Genomic DNA, 22,212 nt, shown 5'->3' with positions numbered 1-22,212 from the left:
CCCGCTCCATGAACCCCGCCCCTGGCATGCCCGACTCCACCGCTCCCCTGCCGACGCACTGCGGCGTCCTCATCATCGGCGCCGGCCCCGCCGGCAGCGCCTGCGCCCGCGTGCTGGCGCAGGCCGGCGTGGACGTGCTGCTGGTGGACCAGCAGCCGCCCGGCCGCGACAAGACCTGCGGCGACGGCCTCATCCCCGACGCGCACAAGGCGCTGGCCCGGCTGGGCCTGCTGGAGGCGGTGATGCGGCGGGCCGAGCCCGTGTCGCACGTGGGCTGCGTCGGCCCGCGCGGCGGGCGCATCGACGTGCCCGGCACGCTGGCCGTGCTGCCGCGCAAGCAGCTGGACGCGCTGCTGCTGCAGGCGGCCCGCGACGCCGGCGCGCGTTTCGAGCAGGCGCGCTTCGAGGCACCGCTGGAGGAGGCCGGCCGCGTCGTCGGCGCGCGGCTCAAGCAGGGCGACGCGGTCGTCGACGTGCGCACGCCGTGGGTGGTGCTGGCCACCGGCGCGGTGCCCAAGGCGCTGACGGCCGCCGGCATGTGCGAGCGCCACACGCCCAGCGGCGTGGCGCTGCGCGGCTACGTGAAGGCGCCGGCCATGGTGGGCCGGATCACGGCGCTGGAAGTCGTCTGGGACAAGGCGCTGCGGCCGGGCTATGGCTGGATCTTCCCGGCGCCGGATGGCCACTTCAACATTGGCGTGGGCGTGACCAACTCGCACCGCGACGACGACGGCAAGGGCCGCAAGCGGGACGTCAACCTGCGCGCCATCTTCGACGCCTTCGTCGAGAAGTACACCCCCGCCGCCGAGCTGATGCGCGTGGGCGAGCTGGTGGGTGAACTGAAGGGCGCGCCGCTGCGGTTCACGCTGGCCGGTGCCAAGTGGACGCGACCCGGCCTCATCGTCACCGGCGAGGCGGCCGGCTCCACCTACTCCTTCACCGGCGAAGGCATCGGCAAGGCGCTGGAGACCGGCATGCTGGCCGCGGACGCGCTGCTGGCGCACGCCAACGACGACGCCGCCGCCCGCCGGGTCTACGAAGCGGGCCTGGCGGCGCTGAAGCCCAAGTTCAAGCTGTACGAGGCCGCCAACCGCGTCAACGACCATCCCTGGCTGGCAGACCTGGTGATCTGGCGCGCGAAGAAGAGCCCCCGCGTGCTGAAGCGCATGGCCGGCGTGTTGAACGAGACGAGCAACCCCGGCAACCTCGTCAGCTTCAAGGGCATCAGCCGGCTCTTCTTCGAGTGAACAACGCCCCTCGCCCAGTCTGGCCCGGCTGAACGCCGGCCACACGGGTCGGCCCCCCTTGGGGACGGCGATGCTCGCGGCATCGAGCCGCAAGCACATCGCCTACGGGCCGGCTTGGGGCGGCCCGGCGCCGGTCCGCCAGAACCCAACGCGTCAAACCCGCTCGACGATGAGCGCGATCCCCTGCCCCACGCCGATGCACATCGTGCACAGCGCGTAGCGGCCGCCGGTCACTTCCAGCTGGTTGACGGCCGTCGTCACCAGCCGCGCGCCGCTGGCGCCCAGCGGGTGGCCCAGCGCGATGGCGCCGCCGTTGGGGTTCACGCGGGCGTCGTCGTCGGCCAGGCCCAGGTCGCGCAGCACGGCCAGGCCTTGCGCGGCGAAGGCCTCGTTCAGCTCGATGACGTCCATCTGCGCCAGCGTCAGGCCGGTCAGCGCCAGCACCTTGCGCGTGGCCGGCGCCGGGCCGATGCCCATGATGCGCGGCGCCACGCCGGCCGTGGCCATGCCCACCACGCGGGCGCGCGGCGTGAGGCCGTGGCGGGCGGCCTGCGCTTCGCTGGCCAGCAGCAGCGCGCAGGCACCGTCGTTGACGCCGCTGGCGTTGCCGGCCGTCACGCTGCCGTCGGGCGTCACGACGCCCTTGAGCTTGGCCAGCGCCGCCAGGCTGGTCTCGCGCGGATGTTCGTCCAGCGTCACGCGCAGCGCCTCGCCCTTCTTCTGCGGCACCTCCACCGGCACGATCTCGCGCTCAAAAAAGCCGCGCTGCTGGGCGGCGATGGCCTTGGTCTGCGAGGCCAGCGCCATGCGGTCCTGCGCCTCACGCTCGATGCCGAAGTCACGCGCCACGTTCTCGGCGGTCTCGGGCATCGCGTCCACACCGTAGGCCGCCTTCATCGCCTTGTTGACGAAGCGCCAGCCGATGGTGGTGTCGTAGATCGCGTTGCTGCGGCTGAACGCCGACTCGGCCTTGGGCATGACGAAGGGCGCGCGGCTCATGCTCTCGACGCCGCCGGCGATCAGCAGCCCGGCCTCGCCGGCGCGGATGGCGCGCGCGGCGCTGCCCACGGCGTCCAGGCCCGAGCCGCACAGGCGGTTGATGGTGGCGCCGGGCACGTCGATGGGCAGCCCGGCCAGCAGCGCCGCCATGCGCGCGACGTTGCGGTTGTCCTCGCCGGCCTGGTTGGCGCAGCCGTAGAGGACGTCTTCCACCGCCGCCCAGTCGACACCGGCGTTGCGCGCCATCAGCGCCTTGATCGGCAGCGCGGCGAGGTCATCGGTGCGGATGCTGGACAGCGCGCCGCCGTAGCGGCCGAACGGGGTGCGGATGGCGTCGCAGATGAAGGCGTGGGTCATGGTGCAGATCCTGAGCAGGTCACGACGTGGTGAGGCGGAGGTAAGGGCTCACGCGGTAGCGTTCGCCGCGGTGGTAGGCGTCCAGCCGGTTGAGCAACGCGACGATGGCTGCCGCGCCCCAGCGCCCTTGCCACTCGAACGGACCGGCGGGGTAGTTCACGCCCAGCTTCATCGCGGCGTCGGCGCCCTCCTCGCTGCACACGCCCTGCTGCACGGCATCGTTGGCTTCGTTCACGAGCATGGCGATGGTGCGAGCCACGATGAGGCCCGGCACGTCCACCATCTCCACCGGCTGGAAGCCCGCAGCGGCGAGCCAGGCCACCGGCGCGTTGAAATTGCCCGACTTGGCATAGGCCAGGTGCGCAGGTTCGCCCAGCGGCAGGTCGAACACCACCACCGGCGCCTGCAGGTCGCGCTCGGCCGCGATCTCGCGCGCGGTGCGGCCGTCGGTCAGGCGGATCTGCGCCCGGTCGGCCTCCAGGCCCACCCAGTCGCTGAGCGTCTGGCGCTCGGCCTGCGGGAAGACGGCCGCGAAGCGGTCGGCCACGAAGCCCTGGCCATGCACCACCAGGCGCTGCGCGGTGGGCGTGTCAAAGCCGGCGACCGGAACGGCGGGCGCGCCTTCCGGGTAGCGGTAGAAGCCCCGCCCGGTCTTGCGGCCCAGGTAGCCCGCATCCACCAGCTCCTGCTGCACCAGCGACGGCGTGAAGCGCCGGTCGAAGAAGTTGGCGGCGAACACCGAGTTCGTCACCGCGAAGTTGGTGTCGTGGCCGATCAGGTCCATCAGCTCGCACGGGCCCATGCGGAAGCCCGCGGCGCGGAGGACCGCGTCGATGACCTCGGGCGTGGCGGCACGCTCCTGCAGCAGCATCAGCGCCTCGGCGTAGTACGGCCGCGCGATGCGGTTGACGATGAAGCCCGGCGTGGAGCGGGTGTGCACCGGCGTCTTGCCCCAGCGCGCGGCCAGCGTGGCGATGGCCTGCGCCACGTGCGAATCGGTGCCCAGCCCCGACACCACCTCCACCAGCTTCATCAACGGTACCGGGTTGAAGAAGTGCATGCCGACCAGGCGCTCGGGCCGCTTCATGCCACGGGCCAGCGCCGTCACGGAAATGGACGAGGTGTTGGTGGCGATGACCGCGTCGTCGGCCAGCAGCGCCTCCAGCTCGGCGAACAGCGCCCGCTTCACGTCCAGGTTCTCGACGATGGCCTCGATGACCAGCTCCGCCGGTTGCAGCGAGGCCACCGGCGTGATGCGCGCCAGCGTCGCGGCCACCGCCTCGGCCGTGAGCTTGCCCTTGGCGGCCAGGCCATCCAGCGTCTGCGCCAGCTTGGCCTTGGCCGCGTCGGCCGCGCCGTCGCGGGTGTCGAACAGCAGCACGTCGTGGCCGGCCTGCGCGGCGACCTGCGCGATGCCGGCGCCCATCAGGCCGGCGCCGACGACGAGCAGGCGGGCGTTGTCGAGGTTCATTCGGGAGCGCTCCAGTTCGGGGGGCGTTTGCCCAGGAAGGCGGCGAAGCCTTCGCGGGCCTCGGGCGTGGTGCGCACGCGGGCAATCGTCTGCGCCGTCAGCTCGCGCACGTCGGCAGTCACGAGGCCGGGCGCCAGGCGCGCGTAGAGCTGCTTGATTTCGGCCTGAGCCTGCGGCCCGCAGGCCAGCAGGTCGGTCACGCAGGCGTCGACGGCGGCGTCCAGCCCGTCGGCCGGCGCCACGCGCTGCACCAGGCCCACGCGCAGCGCCTCGGCGGCGTCGATGCGGCTGGCGGTCAGGGCCAGCCGTCGCGCCTCACGCAGCCCCACCGCATTGACAAGGTGCGGGCCGATGACGGCGGGCAGGATGCCCATCTTGGCTTCGCTGACCGAGAAGCTCGCGGCCTCGGACGCGACGGCCAGGTCGCACGCGGCCACCAGCCCCACGCCGCCGCCCAGGGCCGCGCCCTGCACGCGGGCCAGCGTCGGTTTGGGGCAGTCGGCGATGCGCGCCAGCATGGCCGCGAAGCGGCGCGCGTCGGCGAGGTTGTCGTCCTGCGAGGCGGCCGCGGCACGCTGCATCCACTGCAGGTCGGCGCCGGCGCTGAAGTGCTTGCCAGCGCCGGCCAGCACGATGACGCGCACGCCGGCGTCCGCGCCCAGCGTGGCAAAGGCGTCGTCCAGATCGGCGATGAGCACCTCGTCGAAGGCATTGAACACGGCCGGCCGGTTCATCGTCAGCACAGCCACGCCGCGGGCACGGCGATCAAGATCAAGCGCAGTCCAGGAAGGCATGGACCGGCATTCTGCACCTTTCCCGACCGCTCGGTCGACTAACCATCCACCCGCCCCGTTCCGCCATTCGCCGCCGCAGCCGCCGGCCCGCCCGGCCTGCCTCCTAGACTGCGCGCCATGCCCGAGCCCTCCGCCCTGCGCCGCTGGATCTGCACCGACTGGTCGCAGTGGCTGTACCCCGGTCCGCGTCGCGTGTTCACGGCCGACGAGATGGCCCGCGCCGGCGGCCAGCCCTGGCCCCAAGGCATCGACCAGTACGCCTACGTCAACCTCATCCTCGTGCTGGCCGTGTACGCCAACCACCGCTCGGGCTGGCTGTGGCCGGTCGCGCTGGGCGTGGGCTGGGCGACGCTGGCCGTGGCGCGCTGGCTGTGGCGGGCGCCCACCCGGGCACGGCTCAACGCCGCGTCCTACGGCGTCTGCGCCGGCCTCTTCGTCAGCGCGATGCTGGCCGTGCGGCACGGCATGCGCGAGCAGCTGGAGGACCGCCTGCCGCTGATGCTGGCCGTGATGACGGCCGTGCTGTCCGGCTGGTGGATCCTGACGCTGTACCGCGTCGAGCAGATCGAGGCGCGGCTGCGCGAGCTGGCCGACCGCGACGCGGCGCTGCGCCTGTCCACGCGGCTGGCGGCGGCGCAGATCCAGCCACACTTCCTGTTCAACACGCTGGCCTCGCTGCAGCACTGGGTGGACACCGGCGACGCCCGGGCCGCGCCACTGCTGCGCGACTTCACGGCCTACCTGCGCGCCACGTTGCCGATGTTCGAGCGCGAGCTGCAGCCGCTGGGCGACGAGATGGCGATGGTGCGACGCTACTTGGCCATCATGCAGGCGCGCCTGGGCGCGCGCCTCACGGTCGACATCGACGTGCCCGACGACGCGGTGGCCGAGCTGCCGCCCGGCATCGTGCTGACGCTGGTGGAGAACGCGATTGCCCACGGCATCGAGCCACAGCTGCGCGGCGGCCATCTGCGCATTGCCGCGCGGCGCGACGACAAGCGGCTGCAGCTCACCGTGCAGGACGACGGCCCCGGCCTGGCCCCCGGCTGGGCCGACGGCGTGGGGCTGGCCAACACCCGCCGCCGCCTGCAGCAGGCCCACCCGGCCGCCTCGCTCACGCTGACCGACACCCAACCCGGCTGCCTCGCCACGCTGACGCTATGACCTCCATCACCGCCCTGATCGCCGACGACGAGGAAGCCCCGCGCGAACAGCTGCGCGCCGCGCTCTCGCGGCTGTGGCCCGAGCTGAGCCTGGTGGCGGCCAGCGCCAACGGCGTGGAAGCCTGGGACGACTGCCTGGCCCACGAGCCGGCCATCGCCTTCCTGGACATCCGCATGCCGGGCCTGACCGGGCTGGACGTGGCGCGCCGGTTGTCGACGCTGGCGGCGCCGCCACTGATCGTCTTCGTGACGGCCTTCGACGACCACGCGCTGGCCGCCTTCGACGCCGGCGCGGTGGACTATGTGCTCAAGCCGGTGGACGACGAGCGGCTGGCGCAGACGCTGGCCCGTCTGCGCACGCGGCTGGCCAAGCCGGCGGCCGATGTCGGCGCGCTGCAGCGGCTGCTGGCCAGCCTGCCCCAGTCCCGGCCCGCGCCGCGCCCCATCCAGGCCAGCATCGGCCGCGAGGTGCAGCTGATCCCGCCCGACGAGGTCTTCTACTTCGAGGCCGATGCGCGCTACACCCGCGTCGTGCACCAGGGCGGCGAGGCGCTGATCCGCACGCCGCTGCGCGAGCTGCTGACGCAGCTGGACCCCGACCTGTTCTGGCAGATCCACCGCAGCGTGCTCGTCAACAGCCGCTGCATCGCCAAGGCCATCCGCGTCGACGAGGGCACCATGGTCGTCACGCTGCGCGGCCGCGACGAGCGGCTGCCGGTGTCGCGCCAGTTCCAGGCGCTCTTCAAAGGCCAGTAGATCTTCCAGGCCTGGGGCAAACCCTTGCAAATCCGCGGAGTCCAGTTCGGAGAATCCGCGCCACCGACAAGGCCCCCCAAAAAATAGGGAGGGGCCGCCACCAGAGAAGCCCCCATGCCCGCCGCCCTGCCCAGCCCCCGCTTCGACCACTTCTACCGCCACGACGAACTCACCGCCCTGCTGTTCGCCTACGCGGAAGCCCGCCCCAACCTTGTGTCGGTGCGCTCCATCGGCAAGAGCTACGAGGGCCGCGACATCTGGGTGGTCGTCGTCACCAACCTGGCCAGCGGGATGGACATCGACAAGCCCGCGCTGTGGGTGGACGGCAACATCCACGCGGCCGAGCTGACCGCGTCGACGACCTGCCTGTACTACCTGCACCAGCTGCTGACGCAGCATGGCGGCACATCGCCCGAGGCCCAGCAGGTCAACCGCCTGCTGGACACGCGCACGCTGTACCTCGTGCCGCGCCTGAACCCCGATGGTGCCGAGCTGGCGCTGGCCGACCGGCCGCGCCACATCCGCAGCTCCACCCGCGCCTACCCCTACACCGAGGAGCCGGTCGACGGCCTGACGGTGGAGGACGTGGACGGCGATGGCCGCATCCTGACCATGCGCGTGCCCGACCCGCACGGCGGCTACAAGAAGCACGCCGGCGACCCGCGGCTGATGGTGCCGCGCGAGCCCGGCGAACACGGCGGCGAGTACTACCGCCTCATCCCCGAAGGCTTTATCAAGCACCACGATGGCCTGACCGTGAAGGTCAACCCCGACCGGGAAGGGCTGGACCTGAACCGCAACTTTCCCGGCGAGTGGCGCCAGGAGTACCAGCAGCTGGGCGCCGGCCCCTACCCGACCAGCGAACCCGAGGTGCGCGCGATGGTCGAGTTCATCACCGGCCATCCCAACATCGGCGCGGCGCTGAGCTTCCACACGCACAGCGGCGTCATCCTGCGCCCCTGCGGCACGCGCAGCGACAAGGACATGACGCCCGAGGACCTGTGGCTGTTCCAGCAGTTCTCGGCGCTCGGCGAGAAGCACACCGGCTACCCCGCGATCAGCATCTACGAGGACTTCCGCTACCACCCCAAGGACGTCATCACCGGCACGCAGGACTGGGTCTACGAGCACCTGGGCGCGCTGTTCTGGGTGGTCGAGCTGTGGTCGCCCAAGAAGGAGGCCGGCGTGGACGACAGCACCGGCTGGATCGACTGGTACCGCAGCCACCCGGTGGAGGACGACCTGCGGTTGCTGAAGTGGAGCGACGAGCAGTGCGGCGGCCAGGCGCACGTGGACTGGACGCCGTTCCAGCACCCGCAGCTGGGCGCCGTCGAGATCGGCGGCTGGGACAAGATGAACTACTGGCGCAACCCGCCGCCCGCGCTGCGCGAGCGCGAGGCCGCGCGATTCCCGGCGTGGATGACGCAGATCGCGATGAGCCTGCCCAGGCTGGAGCTGATCCGCACCGAGGTGCGCGCGCTGGGCCCGGACATGTGGCGCGTGCGCCTGGCCGTGGCCAACGCCGGCTACCTGCCGGCCTACGTGACGCAGCGCGCGCTGGAGCGCAAGACCGTGCGCGGCGTCATGTTCGAGATCCACATGCCGTCGGGCGACCCGAGCATCAGCCTCGTCAGCGGCAAGGAGCGCATGGAAGGCCCGCAGCTGGAAGGCCATGGCCCCAAGCAGAGCCAGCTGGCCTTCCTGGCCAACCGCCAGGCCACCGGCGACCGCGCCGTGGCCGAGTGGGTGGTGCGCGCGCCGGTGGGCACGCGGCTGGCACTCAGCGCGAGCGCGGAGAGGGCCGGCGTCGTCCGGACCGAGATCGTGCTGGACTGATCAGCCCACGGGCCGCTCGCTCTCCTGGGCGGCAATCACCGCCTCGCGCCACAACCGCGCGGGGATGAAGGTGCGCAGCTGCTCCATGGCCTTGGCGATCAGCGCCGGGTGCAGGCCATGGTCCAGATGCGGCAGCAGGTCGGCCGTCACGTCGGCGCCCAGGTCCACCAGCGCCTGGGCCGCGTCGACGACATGCCGGTACGGGAAGCGCTGGTCCGCCAACCCGTGCACCAGATGCACGCAGACATCCTGCGGCGCATGCTCGGGCCGCGACAGATAGCCGCCCGCCAGCGCCAGCACGCGGCCCACCAGCGCGGGCTGGGCCTGCACGGCCTCCAGCGCCAGCAGCGCGCCGTCGCCCACGCCGGCCAGGGCCACGCGCTGCCAGGGCAGGTCCAGCCTGGCGGCCTCCAGGCGCAGGCGCTCCATCAGGTGGGGCAGCGCCGCGGCCACGCCGTCAGGGCTGGGTGCGTCGCCAGCCCACCAGCGGCAGCGTCCCTGCACGTCACGCAACGGCGGGTGCAGGTTCAGGGTGACCGCGCGTGGGTACTGCGCCTGCAGCGCTGCCGCCAGCGGCTCCAGGGTGTCGGGGCCATCGGGGGCAATGCCGCTGTCGGGCAACAGCGCGAACAGCAGGTCGGGAGCGTCGTGCGGGGAACTCATCCGGCCATTTTCGACGCCGTGGTGAATTTTTCCAAACCTGTCAAAGAGCGCCGGAACCTTGTGAAAGGTATTTGTCGACCCTGTAAGAAATACCAACGACGAGATTGTTCGCGAGCACCGTCAAAGCGCGTGCGTTCGCCGCGTTTATTCAGACGATTTCCAGTATGCGAAGGTTTATGTTTATTTTCACCAGCAAGTCATCACCGTTCAGCACCGATCGCGCAAGTTGGAATCAGCCGACCGAGCGGTCGATGAAGTTTGTTGGTCAATCGCAACAATGCTGTAACGATGAGTCGTCCGAGCGGTCGGGAATGACCCTAGGTCGGCGCTGATGCTCACATGTAACGAAGGCCACCCCCTAGCATCAAACTTCGTTGACGAGCCGCAGGCTGCGCCGCCGTACCCGGGTGGCGGATGGTTCGTAGACGTACCCCACTGACGGACCCTTTTATGCCCACCCAATCCTCCGGTTTCAAACCTGTTCACAAACCCATCGCCCTGGCAGTTCTCGGCCTGATCCTGGCTCAGAATGCTGCGGCGCAACAAACCCCGGCCGACAATAAGCCGGCCACTACCGTCGAGGCCCCGGCGAAAAGCGAACCCACGAAGCTGGACACCGTCGTCGTCACGTCCGGCTCGCGCATCAAGCGCGACGCGTTCAGCTCGCCCGCACCCATCCTGGTCATCAAGAACGAAGACGCCGCGCTGGCCGGCTTCACGTCGACGGCGCAGGTGCTGCAGAGCACGTCCGTGACCGGCGGCCAAGGCCAGATCAACGCGGCCTACGGCGGCTACGTCACCGACGGCGGCCCCGGCGCCAACACCATCGGCCTGCGCGGCTTCGCCCCGACCCGCTCGCTGGTGCTGCTGAACGGCCGCCGCCTGTCGCCGTCCGGCACCCGCGGCTCGGTCGGCGCCGTCGACCTGAACGTGCTGCCCAATTCCATCGTCGACCGCATCGAAGTGCTGAAGGACGGCGCCTCGTCCATCTACGGTTCCGACGCCGTGGCCGGTGTGATCAACATCATCACCCGCAAGGACCTGGACTCCATCCGCGTGGACGGCGGCATGACCGCAACCGAGCACGGTGGCGGCAACACCTACAACTTCTCCATCGCCGGCGGCCTGATCAAGGACAACTTCCGCGTGCTGGCGTCGTACAACTTCAACGACAACCGCGCGCAGACCCTGGGCCAGCGCGACTGGACCAGCTGCAACACCACCTACCAGCGCACCGTGGCCAACGGCGTCGTCGGTGAGTGGGGCAGCGCCGACTACATCGATCCCGCCACCGGCAAGCCCAAGTGCTACCCCACCGGCCTGACCGGTGAAAACGGCGTGACGATCAACACGCTGGGCACCAGCAACTTCACCGGCGTCGGCGCCACCAACGCCATCGGCACCACGTTCAACCGCTGGCGCCCGAACGCCAACGTGACGACCGGCCTGGTCGGCTACGAAGGCGTCGGCGGTGGCCAGACCACCAGCCTGTACGTGCGCGACACGTTCGACAAGCGCGTGCTGAACAACACGCTGATGTCGCCGATCCGCAACCACAACTTCTACGCCGAAGGCGCGATGGACCTGCCCGCGCTGGGCGACGCCGAGCTGTACGCGGAACTGCTGTTCAACCGCCGCGAGTCGTCGCAGGTCGGCTTCCGCCAGCTGTCGCTGGACTATGCCAAGGGCAGCCCGCTGATCCCGGCCAACCTGCAGTTCAGCCAGATCCAGACTGCTTCTACCGCCCTCACCAATGGTGCCCCCCTGGGCGTGCGCGGCTTCATCGGCGCGGGCAACAGCTACTCCAGCCAGGAAGTGGACTTCAAGCGCGTCACCGCCGGCCTGCGCGGTTCGTTCGCCAAGATCAACTGGGACTATGACCTCTCGGTGGTGCATGCCGAGAGCAGCGGCTCCTACACCTTCGACGGTTTCGCGACCGACCGCCTGGCGCAGAGCCTGAACGTCGTCTCCAACGGCAGCGGCGGCTTCAACTGCGTCAACACCGCCAACGGCTGCGTGGCCGCACCGGCGCTGACCGCCGACGTCATCGGCGGCAAGCTGCCGTCGGCCTGGCTGGGCTTCGTGTACGGCAACTTCGTCGGCAACACGAAGTACAAGGAAACGGTGGTCACGGCGTCCACGACCGGCTCGCTGTTCAAGCTGCCCTACGGCGACCTGAAGGCCGCGTTCGGTGCCGAGTTCCGCAAGGCCTCCATCGACGACACGCCGTCGGAAGCCATGCAGAACGCGAACATCTACAACTTCACCTCGGGCTCGCCGACGCGTGGCAGCGACAACGCCACCGACGTGTTCGCCGAGTTCGAAGTGCCGGTGCTCAAAGGCCTGACGATGGCCAAGGAGCTGACGCTGAACGCCTCCATCCGCCGTGCGGACTACAAGTCCTACGGCTCGGACTCCACCCACAAGATCGGCGCGCTGTGGGCGCCGGCAGGCTGGATCTCGCTGCGTGGCACCAGCGGCACCTCGTACCGTGCTCCGGCGCTGTTCGAGCAGTTCGTCGGCGCGACGACGGGCTTCCTGACGTCGTCGGGCGACCCCTGCAACGACTACACCACCAAGGGTGCCGTGCGCGCCGCCAACTGCGCCAGCGAAGGCCTGCCGACCAACTTCCAGCAGGTGAACAGCATCACGTCGATCACCTCCGGTGGCGCGACGTCGGGCCTGGCCGCGGAAACGTCGCGCAACTCGTCGTGGGGCATCATCCTGCAACCGGGCCTGCCGACCGGCTGGGGTGACCTGTCGCTGGCCGTCGACCGCTTCGACATCAAGGTGGACAACGGCGTGTCGCGCGTCGGCACCGGCAACATCCTGAGCAAGTGCTACGACGATCCGCAGTTCCGCGCCGGTGGCGGCTTCTGCCGCCTCGTGACCCGCAACCCGGGCAACAACGCGCTGTCGGTGAACAACAGCTACGTGAACCTGGCCACCGACGTTGTGCGTGGCTATGACTTCAGCGTCCGCTACACCAACGAAGTGGGCCCCGGCAAACTGCGCGTCAACATGACGGCCACCGAGTTCAAGGAGCAGTCCAACAAGCTGTTCGCCGAGGACCTGCTGGACGACACCAACGGCACGCTGGGCTCGCCGGCCTGGTCGGGCGCGATGGACGTGAACTACACGGTCAAGGGCTGGAACGTCTTCTACGGCCTGGAGTGGGTCGGCAAGATGTCGAACTACGGCTACTACGGCATCAACCCCGCCACCGCCGCGTACAAGATCGACACGCCCAACTACTTCCTGCACTCGGTGTCGCTGTCCTACAGCGACTCGGTCAGCAAGTGGAAGGTCACGGCCGGCGTTCGCAACATCGCCGACAAGAACCCGCCGCAGATCTCCGCGGTCACGACCTTCGGCTCCAACCGCATCGGCAATGCGCCGCTGTACAGCGGCATGGACCTGCAGGGCCGCCGCTTCTTCATGAACGTCCAGAAGACGTTCTGATCGGCTAACGCTCCCACGCCCTGGCAGCCACGCGGTTGCCAGGGCTTTTTTTCAGGTGTGATTTCATGAAAAGCTACTTGAACAACTTGGGCCGGCTGCTGATCGCCGCCGGCGCAGCGCTCGCGGCCTACCCGGCCGCCGTGACGGCGCAGACGGCGTCTGGCGCGCCCATCCGTGTCCCGACCGTGGAGACGCTGGCGCAATTCCCCGGCATGACGGGCTTCCAGATCTCGCCGGACGGCAAGCACATGGTGGCGCTGCAGAGTCAGGGCGACACGCGCAACATCCTCGTGTGGAAGCTGGCCGACCTCGCTGCCCGGCCCACCGTCATCGGCGCCAAGAACATGCAGATCTCCGCCGTGTCGTTCCTGAAGAACGACATGCTGCAGGTCAGCATGATGCAGCCCTACGACCTGCGCGGCGACGAGTTCGTCAAGGTCTTCATCAACAAGCTGTTCTTCACCGACCTCGAGGGCAAGAACTGGATCGAGCCGATGGCGGCCACCGAGATCCCGCGCTCCGAGATCGCGAAAAAGGCCGCCGCGCTGGCCAACCCCACGGTGCTGAACCGGCTGCTGAGCGACCCCGAGAACGTCATCGTCATCAGCGACTCCGGCGCCACGGCCAACCGCGACGTCTACCGCTACAACCTGCGCACCAACAAGGCCGTGCGCATCATGCGGCTGGGTGAGTCGGACAACAACGTGTTCGTCAACGGCAAGGGCATCGTCTGGGCCAAGTCGCGCCTGAACAGCGACGGCCAGGGCCTGTTCATCGCGATCGAATTCCGCAACAAGGACGGCGACTGGGAAGAGCACTTCCGCAACTACGTCAAGAACCGCGACGTCGTCGACGTCATCGGCATGGGCACCAAGCCCGGCACGGCCGTCATCAGCAGCAACGTGGGCCGCGAGTTCACGGCGCTGTACGAGTACGACATCGCCTCCCGCAAGATCGGTGAACCGCTGTTCGAGCACAAATTCTTCGACGCCACCGGCGTGCGCACCTTCCGCACCGACGACGGCCCGTCCGAGGAGGGCTACGACGGCTACACCTACAACGGCTACCTGATGCGTGACCGCGAGACGCACTGGACCAACCCCAAGCTTGAAGCGGTCGTGCGCGGTGTGGGCCAGGCGCTGGGCATCAAGGAAATCGATCAGGAGCTGGTTGGCGTCGGCAGCGGCGTGAAGGCCAAGGTCCGCGCGTTCGACGGCGTGTCCGTCCACCTCGCGGGCTATGTGGGCGGCGAGACGCCCACCTACCTGATCCGCGTCAGCGGCCTGGCCTACCCGACCGAACACTACCTGCTGCGCGGCGGCAGCATCCAGCTGCTGGCCAAGGAGCGCCCGGACTTGGACCGCCGCGCCCTCGGCACCGCGCGCTTCGTCTACTACCAGGCGCGTGACGGGCTCAATATCCCCGCCTACCTGACGGTGCCCAACCCGCAGCTGTGCGGCGCCGGCCCGTACGCCGCGGTCGTGCATCCGCACGGCGGCCCGTGGGCACGCGACACGATGGAGTACGACGGTTCCGGCTGGGTGCCGCTGCTGGTGTCGCAGTGCCGCGTCGTGCTGCAGCCGCAGTTCCGCGGCTCGCAGGGCTGGGGCCGCACGCTGTGGCTTGCCGGCGACCGTGAGTGGGGCCAGAAGATGCAGGACGACAAGGACGACGGCGCCAAGTGGCTGGTCAGCGAGAAGCTGGCCGACCCCAAGCGCATCGCCATGTTCGGCTTCTCCTACGGCGGCTACTCGGCGTTCGCGGCGTCGGTGCGCTCCAACGGCCTCTACAAGTGCGCCATCGCTGGCGCAGGCGTGTCGGACATCGAGCGCATCTGGGCCAAGTTCTTCAACAACCCGTACTTCCAGTCGGCCCAGGAACCCACCGTGCGTGGCCTGAGCCCGCTGACCAAGGCGGACAAGATGGAGATCCCGCTGATGGTCTACCACGGCGACCGCGACCAGACCGTGCCCATCATCCAGTCCGAGCTGTTCGTCGACAAGGCCAAGGCCGCCGGCAAGCCGGTGGAGTACCACGCGCTGGCCGACTACGCCCACGGCCCCGCCTGGACGCGCAAGATCATGGCCGACCAGCTGGGCCTGATCAGCACCTACCTCGGCAAGGGTTGCGGCGGCGGCGGTCTCTGAGACTGTTGGCCCCTCGCCCAGTCGCCCCCGCTGAACGCGGGCGTCTGGGCGGTCCCCCGAGGGGACGGCGATGCTTGCGGCCTCGAGCCGCAAGCACATCGCCAGCGCGGGCCGGCTTGGGAGCGGCCCGGCGCTCGACCCGCAAGCAAGGCACCACGCGGTGCCTTTTTCTTTGCCTGCTGCGACGCCCCCTATCAGACCTTCAAAGTGAACGGGTTGAAGTTCGTGCCGCGGTCATAGAAGTCCACGCCCTCGGCGCGCTTCAGGAACGCCACCAGCCTCGCCGTGACGGGGTACAGCACCGCCTCCCAGATCAGCTTGAAGAAGTACTGCGCGACGAACACCGCCAGCAGCTGCTCCTGCGGCCAGATGCCCCAGAACGCGATGCTCAGGAACAGGCCCGTGTCCAGCAGCTGGCCCACCGCCGTGGAGCCGACGATGCGCGCCCACAGGTAGCGACCGTTGGTGGCCACCTTCATCTTGGCCATCACGAAGCTGTTGGCGAAGCTGCCCGCGGCGAACGCGATCATGGACGCGGCAACCACGCGCCAGGTGTTGCCGAACATCGCCTCGACATGCAGCTGGTAGCTGTCCATGAAGCCGTTGCGCGCCGGCGGCAGGTTCACGATGACGAAGGCCATGAAGGCCGCGAACAGCAGCGCACCGAAGCCGGCCCAGACGACGCGGCGGTCGCGCCCGTAGCCGTACACCTCGGTCAGCACGTCGCCGAAGATGTAGCTGATCGGGAAGAAGAACAGGTCCGCCCCGAAGGTGACAGGCCCGATCAACGGCAACTGCACCTGCGCCGCCTTGGCCGGGCCGATGAGGTTGGCGCACAGCAGCACGCAGACGCAGGCCGCCATGATCAGGTCGTAGTATTTGTAGCTGCGCTGGGCCGTCGCGGTCATGGGCTCCCTCCTGTTGGAGCCCGGATTGTGAGCGCTAGCGTGTACCGGTCAGCCGCAGCAGCGTCTGGTGCAGGCGGGTCGTGTCGATGGGCTTGGTCAGGAAGTCGTTCATGCCCGCGGCGAACGCGTCATCGCGCTCCGACACCAGCGCCGCCGCCGTCAGCGCGACGATGGGCAGTTGCTCGGCCGGGAACTGCTTGCGCAGCTCGCGCGTCGCATCGTGCCCGCCCATGACGGGCATCTGCACGTCCATCAGCACGATGTCGAAGGGCTTGCCGACGCTGGCGGCCGCGTGCACGGCCTCGATGGCCTGGCGGCCGTCGCTGGCCTGCGCCACCTCCATGCCCCACTGCTCCAGCTGGGCCACGGCGATGAGCATGTTGACCGGATGGTCCTCGGCGATCAGCACGCGCCGTCCGTGCAACGCATCGTGGCCGCCGGCGCGCGACTCGCGCGGCTGGTGCGCCATGGGCGCCGGCGCGCCGGGCAGCGGCAGTTCGGCCCAGAACGTGGAACCCTCGCCCAGCGTGCTGCACACGCCCACCTCGCCGCCCATCAGCTCGGCCAGCTCGCGGCAGATGGACAAGCCCAGCCCGGTGCCGCCAAAGCGCCGCGTGGTGGACTCGTCCGCCTGCGTGAACGGCTGGAACAGCCGCGCCTGCTGCTCGACCGCGATGCCGGCGCCGGTGTCGCTCACCTCCATGCGCACCCACTCGCCGGCGCTGCCCTGGCTGTTGCGCGACAAGGCCTTCACACGCACGGTGATGCCACCGTGTGACGTGAACTTGAGCGCATTCGTCAGGTAGTTGGACAGGATCTGCCGCGTGCGCAGCGGGTCGCCGAACACCCAGCTGGGCAGCGCGGGGTCAATCTCGACCGCGAACGTCAGGCCGCGGGCCTGCGCCAGCGTCAGGTAGGCCAGGCGGATGGACGCCAGCAGCTCGCGCAGCGAGAACGGCTGCGTCTCCAGCGTCAGGCGGCCGGCCTCGATCTTGGACAGATCCAGGATGTCGGAGATCAGGCCCGAGAGGCTCTCGGCGCTGTCCATCATCTGGTTCAGGTAGTCGCGCCGCTGCTCGTCGCTGATGTCGGGCTGCTGCGCGAGGCGCCCCAGGCCCAGCAGGCCGTTGAGCGGCGTGCGGATCTCGTGGCTGGTGTTGGCCAGGAAGGCGCTCTTGGCGCGGCTGGCGGCCTGGGCCTCGTCCTTGGCATGGGCCAGCTGGTCTTCCACACGACGGCGCTCGGTGACGTCCTCGATGATCCAGATCGTGCCGCCGCGGCTGGGGTGGGCCGGGTCCACGGCCTTGGCCAGCAGCCGCGCCAGGAACGTGGAGCCGTCACGGCGCCGCATGGTGCGCTCGGTCTCCACCTGCTGGCCGGACGACAGCGGCTCGCCCAGCTCGCGGCCCACGGCCTGCCACTCCTCCACCGTCGGCCAGACCACGCTGCCATGCTGCCCCAGGAGCGCACCGCGCTCCCAGCCGAACATGGCCTCCACGCGCGGGTTGGCCAGCACGAACTGCTGGTCGCGCGTGAGCGCGATGCCGATGGACGCGTTCTCCAGGATGGCGCCGTGCACGAGCCGCGTGCGCTCGCTCTCCGACACGTCGCGCGCGTACAGCACCAGGTAGTTCTGCCCGTCCATCTCGAACGGCGCCACCGACACCAGCATGGACACCGCGCTGCCGTCCTTGCGCCGGAAGGCGATGGGCACGTTGCTGGCGATGCCGTCGCGGCGGATGGACTCGCGCACGGCAGCGCGGTCGGCCGGGTTGTGCCAGATGCCGATCTCCTCGGACGTGCGGCCCAGCACCTCCGAGCTGCTCCAGCCGGTCAGGTGCTCGAAGGCCTTGTTGACCATCGCATAGCGGCCGGTCTCGGCCTCGGTCAGCGTGATGAGGTCGGGGCTGGTGGCGACGAGGTGGGACAGCAGGCCCTCGCTGCGGCGCAGCGCGTCCTGCGCGCGGCTCTGCTCGGTCTGGTCGGTGAAGAAGGTCAGCGTGGCCGGGCCCGAGGCCGTCTCCACCCGCACGCTGGTGGCCTGCACGAGGCGGCGGCGGCGCGACAGTGTCCGCAGCCGGTACTCGGCCATGGGCTGCATGGCGCCGGGCGCCAGGCCTTCCAGCCGCGCCGCCTGCTGGCGCGCGGTCTCGTCGTCGCCCGGCTCGTAGTGGCTGAACAGGTCCTGCCCGATCATGCTGGAGCGCTGCGCGTAGCCGAACATGGCCATGGCCGCCGGGTTGGCGTCCACGACGCGGCCCCAGCGGTGCAGCACCAGCGGCGACGGCGAGCGGCGGAACAGCTCGCGGTAGCGCGTCTCGGTGGCATGCACGGTCTGCTCGGCCGTGACCTCGTGCGTCACGTCGCGGCCCACGCCCCAGTAGCCGCGGAAGTTGCCCTGCGCGTCAAAGCGCGGCTCGCCGCTGATGGACACCCAGCGCGGGCTGCCGTCCACCCCCACGCGGCGCGCCACCATGCCGTGGAAGGGCCGGTGCGATTCGAGGTCAGCGCGGTGCGCGTCGAGCTCGTCGTCCGACAGGCCCATGCCGTCGATCTCCCACGGCGTCTTGCCCAGGCGCGCCTGCAGGTCCAGGCCCGAGCTGCCGGCGCGCTCCTCGGCCACATGGGTGAAGCGGAACTCACGGTCCATCTCCCAGTACCAGTCCACCGCCATGCCCAGCAGGCCGCGGAAGCGCGCCGTGCGCTCCTCGGCCTCGGCCAGCGAGCGCTGGACCATCTTCAACAGGCCGAAGCCGGCGATCAGCCCCGAACCCAGCAGGCTGAACTGCACGATGGTGCGCAGCAGCAGGCTGTTCATGGCCATCGGATGCGTGACCCAGCCCAGCGCCTCGGCGCCCGCCATGGCGGCCAGGCCGCCGCCGGCCAGCGCCGTGAGCACGCCCCCCGCGCGCAGCCCCAGCATGCCGGTGGCAAACGCCACCACCAGGCCCGACAGCGGCAGGCTCAACGCCCACACACCCAGGTCGCGCGACACGGCCACCACCATGGGCAGCGCAATGACCAGCGCCATCATCAGCAGCGCCACACCCGGGCGCGACGCGCTGCGCGGGCTGCGCGACAGCAGCAGCAGCCGGGCGAAGGCCAGCACCGAGATCAGCGCAGCGATCAGCGGCGGCAGCCAACCCTCCAGCCACTCGCCCGGCTGGCGCGTGCTCCAGAGCAGTACCGCCACGGGCAGGAAGACGGGCCCGCAGGCCAGCAGGAAGACGCGCGCCGCATGCCAACGCATGCTGGTGGCCAGGCGCTCGCGCTGCTGCTCGGCCGGGGCGGCGTGGCCGACGAGGCTGCTGAGGTCGTCGCCGGCGCGGGCCATGTCAGGCCAGGGCGAGGCGGGTCGCTTCGGCCACGGCGCGGGCTCGCTCGGCAAAGTCGGCGCCACGGCTCGCGTAGAGGATGGCGCGCGACGAATTGACCACCAGCGGCGCCGTGCGGCCGGCGGCCTGCACGACGGCACCGGCGTCGCCGCCCTGTGCGCCGACACCCGGCACCAGCAGCGTCAGCGTGGGCGCCAGCTCGCGCACGCGCGCGATCTCGGCCGGGTAGGTGGCGCCCACCACCAGGCCCAGCTGGCCGTTGCGGTTCCACTGGCTCTCCGCCAGGTGGGCCAGGTGCTCGAACAGCCGCGGCTGGCCGGGCACGTCGGCCAGGCGCTGCATCTGCCAGTCGTCGCCGCCCTTGTTGGACGTGCGGCACAGCAGGATGGCGCCCTTGCCCTCGTAGGCGAGGTAGGGCTCCACGCTGTCGAAGCCCATGAAGGGCGACAGCGTGACCGCGTCGGCGCGGTAGCGCACGAAGGCCTCGCGCGCGTACTGCTCGGCGGTGGAGCCGATGTCGCCACGCTTGGCGTCGAGGATGACCGGCACGCCGGGCGCCACGTCGTGGATGTGGTCGATGAGCCGTTCCAGCTGCGCCTCGGCGCCGTGCGCGGCGAAGTAGGCGATCTGCGGCTTGAACGCGCAGACCAGGTCCTTGGTGGCATCGACGATGGCCGCACAGAAGTCGTAGAACTTGCTCGCGTCGCCGGCCCAGGCACCGGGCAGCTTGGCCGGTTCGGGGTCCAGGCCCACGCAGAGGCGGGATTGCGGGCAGAGGGCTTGGAGCTGGGCGGTGAAGGTCATCAGTAAGCGGAGAGAGGGGCGGTCTGGGCGAGGACGAATTCTGCAAAGGCGTCGGCCGTCAGCGGGCGGCTGAACAGGTAGCCCTGCACTGCCTGGCAGCCCTGGCGGCGCAGGAAGGCGAGCTGGCCGTCGGTCTCGACGCCCTCGGCCAGCGTCTGCAGACCCAGGGCACCGGCCATGCGGATGACGGCGTCGACGATGGCGCGGTCCTCGGCGTCATCGGTCAGGTCGCGCACGAAGGACTGGTCGATCTTGAGCTTGCTGACGCGGAACTTCTTCAGGTAGGCCAGCGACGAGTAGCCGGTGCCGAAGTCGTCGATGGACAACCGCACGCCGCGCTCGTGCAGCTCGTTCATCACCGTGATGGCGACGCTGGGATTGTCCATCGCGGCGCCCTCGGTCAGCTCCAGCTCCAGCCGCTCGGCAGGCATGCCCACGTCGGCCAGCACGCGCTCGACGAGCTCGGGCAGGTCGTCGTGGCGGAACTGCACGGCCGACAGGTTCACGGCCATGGACAGCTCGGGCAGGCCGGCGTCGTCCCAGCGGCGCAGCTGTTGCAGCGCCTCCTGCAGCACCCATTCACCGATGGGCAGGATGAGCCCGGACGCCTCGGCGATGGGGATGAACTCGGCGGGCGACACCCAGCCCAGCTCCGGGTGCTGCCAGCGCAGCAGCGCCTCGGCGCCGACGACGCGGCTGTCGCCATCGGCGTCCAGCGCGAGCTGCGGCTGGTAGTGCAGGCTGAGCTGGCCGCGCTCCTGCGCGCGGCGCAGCGCGTTCTCCAGCAGCAGCGCGCGGGCCGATTGCGCCTGCATCTCGCTCGTGAAGAAGCGGTAGGCGTTGCGGCCGTCCTTCTTGGCGCGGTACATGGCCGCGTCGGCGCACTTGCACAGCGTGTCGAAGTCGTCGCCGTCGGTCGGGAACATCGCGATGCCCATGGACGGCGTGACGGTCAGCTCCTGCCCCTCCACCTGGAAGGGCGCGCTGGCCAGCGCCATCAGCTTGGTGGCGAGGTGGGCGGCGCCGGCGATGTCGGTCAGCGGCAGCACCAGCACGAACTCGTCGCCGCCGGTGCGGGCCACGGTGTCCTGCTCGCGCACGGCGCCGCGCAGGCGGGCGGCGAGCTGGGTCAGCAGGCTGTCGCCGACGCGGTGGCCCAGCGAGTCATTGACGTTCTTGAAGTGGTCCAGGTCCAGGAACAGCACGGCCAGCGGCTCGTCGCCGCGGCGCGCGATGTCGATGGCCTGGCTGGCGCGGTCGGCCAGCAGCAGGCGGTTGGGCAGGCCGGTCAGGCCGTCGAAGAGCGCCAGCCGCTCGGCGCGCGCCTCGGCGGCCTGCTGCTCGGCAATCTTGAGCTCCAGCGCCTCGACGGTCTGGCTGAGCTGCTCGGTACGCTGCGCCACCAGCGCCTCCAGCTGAGCCTTGGTGCGGGCCATCTCCTGCTCGGCCTGCTTGCGCAGCGTGATGTCCTGCGTGATCCAGATGGAGCCGCGCGACAGGTCGCTGCGGTCGATGGCCTTGCTGCGCACCTCGCACCAGACGGCCGTGCCGTCGCGCCGGCCCAGCAGCATCTCGCCATGGAAGGACTCGCCCTTGGACAGCGGCTCGTAGCAGAGGTCGCCCGCGGCCTTCCAGGCCTCGTCGCTGAGATACCAGGCGCGCGACAGCTGGCCGTCCAGCTCGCCAGGGCCGTAGCCGAACAGCTGCTCGAACGCGCGGTTGCAGCGCGTCACGCGGCGGCCGCGCAGGAACACGATGCCCACCATCGCATGGTCGAGGATGAGCTGCTGCTCGGCATGCAGGTCGGCCAGCGCGGCGTCGGCCAGCTTGCGCTCGTGGATGTCGTCGACGATCCAGATGGAGCCCGCGGCCGGGTCGGCGGCGTCGATGAGGCGGCCGGTCAGGTGGGCCCAGAACAGCTCGCCGTTCTGGCGCCGCATCAGCTGCTCACTGCGGAAGGTCTCGCCCGCGGCCAGCAGCGGGTAGGCGCGGCGGCCCAGGCTGCGCGCCTCGTCCTCGCTCTCGTAGAGCTCGATGCTGCTGCGCCCGGTGGCGGCCTCGGGGCTGGCGAAGCCGTAGATCTCGGCGTAGCGCTGGTTGCAGCGCACCAGCGTGCGGGCCTTCACGTACACCACGCCCACGCCGGCATTGGCCAGGATGACATCCAGCTCCCGCAACGCCTGGCTGAGCGCGGGGTTGTCGCTGGGGTCGGGCGCAAGGCTCATGAAGGCGTCTGCAAGCGTCGAACGGAAGGGCGGCGGAGTATCAGG

14 protein-coding genes are annotated in these 22,212 nt (G+C 70.2%); 6 read left to right on the top strand and 8 right to left on the bottom strand.

Features of this window, described 5'->3' with window-relative positions; translation table 11 throughout:
- Positions 1 to 8 precede the first annotated feature (8 nt).
- Positions 9 to 1,247: an NAD(P)/FAD-dependent oxidoreductase gene (locus ACG04Q_RS22875; RefSeq protein WP_394513829.1), complete on the top strand. Its 1,239-nt coding sequence runs from the start codon at positions 9 to 11 to the stop codon at positions 1,245 to 1,247.
- Positions 1,248 to 1,400: 153 nt separating this feature from the next.
- On the opposite strand, the gene pcaF is transcribed toward ACG04Q_RS22875, so the two are convergent.
- Genes pcaF through ACG04Q_RS22860 form a run of 3 tightly spaced genes read right to left on the bottom strand, consistent with a single transcriptional unit; the run spans position 1,401 to position 4,868 of the window.
- Positions 1,401 to 2,603, bottom strand: a complete 1,203-nt coding sequence (gene pcaF / locus ACG04Q_RS22870; protein ID WP_394513828.1) for a 3-oxoadipyl-CoA thiolase — start codon at positions 2,601 to 2,603, stop codon at positions 1,401 to 1,403.
- A 19-nt stretch (positions 2,604 to 2,622) separates the two neighbouring features.
- On the bottom strand, positions 2,623 to 4,074 hold the full coding sequence (locus tag ACG04Q_RS22865) for a 3-hydroxyacyl-CoA dehydrogenase (protein ID WP_394513827.1): 1,452 nt from the start codon (positions 4,072 to 4,074) through the stop codon (positions 2,623 to 2,625).
- On the bottom strand, positions 4,071 to 4,868 hold the full coding sequence (locus ACG04Q_RS22860) for an enoyl-CoA hydratase-related protein (protein ID WP_394513825.1): 798 nt from the start codon (positions 4,866 to 4,868) through the stop codon (positions 4,071 to 4,073). The genes ACG04Q_RS22865 and ACG04Q_RS22860 overlap by 4 nt, the downstream gene beginning before the upstream one ends.
- A gap of 117 nt (positions 4,869 to 4,985) precedes the next feature.
- Between ACG04Q_RS22860 and ACG04Q_RS22855 the strand changes: the two genes are divergently transcribed.
- From ACG04Q_RS22855 to ACG04Q_RS22845, 3 genes are all read left to right on the top strand, one after another.
- Positions 4,986 to 6,032, top strand: coding sequence for a sensor histidine kinase (locus ACG04Q_RS22855; RefSeq protein WP_394513824.1), 1,047 nt, complete (start codon positions 4,986 to 4,988; stop codon positions 6,030 to 6,032).
- A complete protein-coding gene (locus ACG04Q_RS22850) occupies positions 6,029 to 6,787 on the top strand; it encodes a LytR/AlgR family response regulator transcription factor (protein ID WP_394513823.1) in 759 nt (252 codons plus the stop codon). Before ACG04Q_RS22855 ends, ACG04Q_RS22850 begins: the two co-directional genes overlap by 4 nt.
- A gap of 114 nt (positions 6,788 to 6,901) precedes the next feature.
- Entirely contained in the window at positions 6,902 to 8,623 is a 1,722-nt protein-coding gene (locus ACG04Q_RS22845; protein WP_394513822.1) for a M14 family metallopeptidase, read from the top strand.
- On the opposite strand, the gene ACG04Q_RS22840 is transcribed toward ACG04Q_RS22845, so the two are convergent.
- Positions 8,624 to 9,286, bottom strand: a complete 663-nt coding sequence (locus tag ACG04Q_RS22840) for an alpha/beta hydrolase family protein (protein WP_394513821.1) — start codon at positions 9,284 to 9,286, stop codon at positions 8,624 to 8,626.
- 450 nt (positions 9,287 to 9,736) lie between these two features.
- Between ACG04Q_RS22840 and ACG04Q_RS22835 the strand changes: the two genes are divergently transcribed.
- Both ACG04Q_RS22835 and ACG04Q_RS22830 read left to right on the top strand, forming a co-directional pair.
- Positions 9,737 to 12,748: a TonB-dependent receptor domain-containing protein gene (locus ACG04Q_RS22835; RefSeq protein ID WP_394513820.1), complete on the top strand. Its 3,012-nt coding sequence runs from the start codon at positions 9,737 to 9,739 to the stop codon at positions 12,746 to 12,748.
- Between the two features lie 65 nt (positions 12,749 to 12,813).
- A complete protein-coding gene (locus ACG04Q_RS22830) occupies positions 12,814 to 14,895 on the top strand; it encodes an alpha/beta hydrolase family protein (protein WP_394513819.1) in 2,082 nt (693 codons plus the stop codon).
- A 194-nt stretch (positions 14,896 to 15,089) separates the two neighbouring features.
- Here the strand turns inward: ACG04Q_RS22830 and ACG04Q_RS22825 are convergent, their stop codons facing one another.
- Genes ACG04Q_RS22825 through ACG04Q_RS22810 form a run of 4 tightly spaced genes read right to left on the bottom strand, consistent with a single transcriptional unit; the run spans position 15,090 to position 22,167 of the window.
- Positions 15,090 to 15,803, bottom strand: a complete 714-nt coding sequence (locus ACG04Q_RS22825) for a queuosine precursor transporter (RefSeq protein WP_394513818.1) — start codon at positions 15,801 to 15,803, stop codon at positions 15,090 to 15,092.
- A 34-nt stretch (positions 15,804 to 15,837) separates the two neighbouring features.
- A complete protein-coding gene (locus ACG04Q_RS22820; protein WP_394513817.1) occupies positions 15,838 to 19,137 on the bottom strand; it encodes a PAS domain S-box protein in 3,300 nt (1,099 codons plus the stop codon).
- Between the two features lies 1 nt (position 19,138).
- Positions 19,139 to 19,942, bottom strand: a complete 804-nt coding sequence (gene pyrF / locus ACG04Q_RS22815) for an orotidine-5'-phosphate decarboxylase (RefSeq protein WP_394513816.1) — start codon at positions 19,940 to 19,942, stop codon at positions 19,139 to 19,141.
- On the bottom strand, positions 19,942 to 22,167 hold the full coding sequence (locus ACG04Q_RS22810) for a putative bifunctional diguanylate cyclase/phosphodiesterase (protein ID WP_394513815.1): 2,226 nt from the start codon (positions 22,165 to 22,167) through the stop codon (positions 19,942 to 19,944). The genes pyrF and ACG04Q_RS22810 overlap by 1 nt, the downstream gene beginning before the upstream one ends.
- Positions 22,168 to 22,212 lie beyond the last annotated feature (45 nt).

This window comes from Pelomonas lactea (assembly GCF_043555885.1).
Lineage (GTDB): Bacteria > Pseudomonadota > Gammaproteobacteria > Burkholderiales > Burkholderiaceae_C > Pelomonas > Pelomonas lactea.
This window is presented reverse-complemented; position numbering and strand designations above follow the sequence as displayed.

Excerpts from the sequence above, each read along its gene's own strand:
- ACG04Q_RS22875 (WP_394513829.1), top strand. The coding sequence starts at position 9 with ATGAACCCCGCCCCTGGCATGCCCGACTCCACCGCTCCCCTGCCGACG.
- pcaF (WP_394513828.1), bottom strand. The coding sequence starts at position 2,603 with ATGACCCACGCCTTCATCTGCGACGCCATCCGCACCCCGTTCGGCCGC.
- ACG04Q_RS22865 (WP_394513827.1), bottom strand. The coding sequence starts at position 4,074 with ATGAACCTCGACAACGCCCGCCTGCTCGTCGTCGGCGCCGGCCTGATG.
- ACG04Q_RS22860 (WP_394513825.1), bottom strand. The coding sequence starts at position 4,868 with ATGCCTTCCTGGACTGCGCTTGATCTTGATCGCCGTGCCCGCGGCGTG.
- ACG04Q_RS22855 (WP_394513824.1), top strand. The coding sequence starts at position 4,986 with ATGCCCGAGCCCTCCGCCCTGCGCCGCTGGATCTGCACCGACTGGTCG.
- ACG04Q_RS22850 (WP_394513823.1), top strand. The coding sequence starts at position 6,029 with ATGACCTCCATCACCGCCCTGATCGCCGACGACGAGGAAGCCCCGCGC.
- ACG04Q_RS22845 (WP_394513822.1), top strand. The coding sequence starts at position 6,902 with ATGCCCGCCGCCCTGCCCAGCCCCCGCTTCGACCACTTCTACCGCCAC.
- ACG04Q_RS22840 (WP_394513821.1), bottom strand. The coding sequence starts at position 9,286 with ATGAGTTCCCCGCACGACGCTCCCGACCTGCTGTTCGCGCTGTTGCCC.
- ACG04Q_RS22835 (WP_394513820.1), top strand. The coding sequence starts at position 9,737 with ATGCCCACCCAATCCTCCGGTTTCAAACCTGTTCACAAACCCATCGCC.
- ACG04Q_RS22830 (WP_394513819.1), top strand. The coding sequence starts at position 12,814 with ATGAAAAGCTACTTGAACAACTTGGGCCGGCTGCTGATCGCCGCCGGC.
- ACG04Q_RS22825 (WP_394513818.1), bottom strand. The coding sequence starts at position 15,803 with ATGACCGCGACGGCCCAGCGCAGCTACAAATACTACGACCTGATCATG.
- ACG04Q_RS22820 (WP_394513817.1), bottom strand. The coding sequence starts at position 19,137 with ATGGCCCGCGCCGGCGACGACCTCAGCAGCCTCGTCGGCCACGCCGCC.
- pyrF (WP_394513816.1), bottom strand. The coding sequence starts at position 19,942 with ATGACCTTCACCGCCCAGCTCCAAGCCCTCTGCCCGCAATCCCGCCTC.
- ACG04Q_RS22810 (WP_394513815.1), bottom strand. The coding sequence starts at position 22,167 with ATGAGCCTTGCGCCCGACCCCAGCGACAACCCCGCGCTCAGCCAGGCG.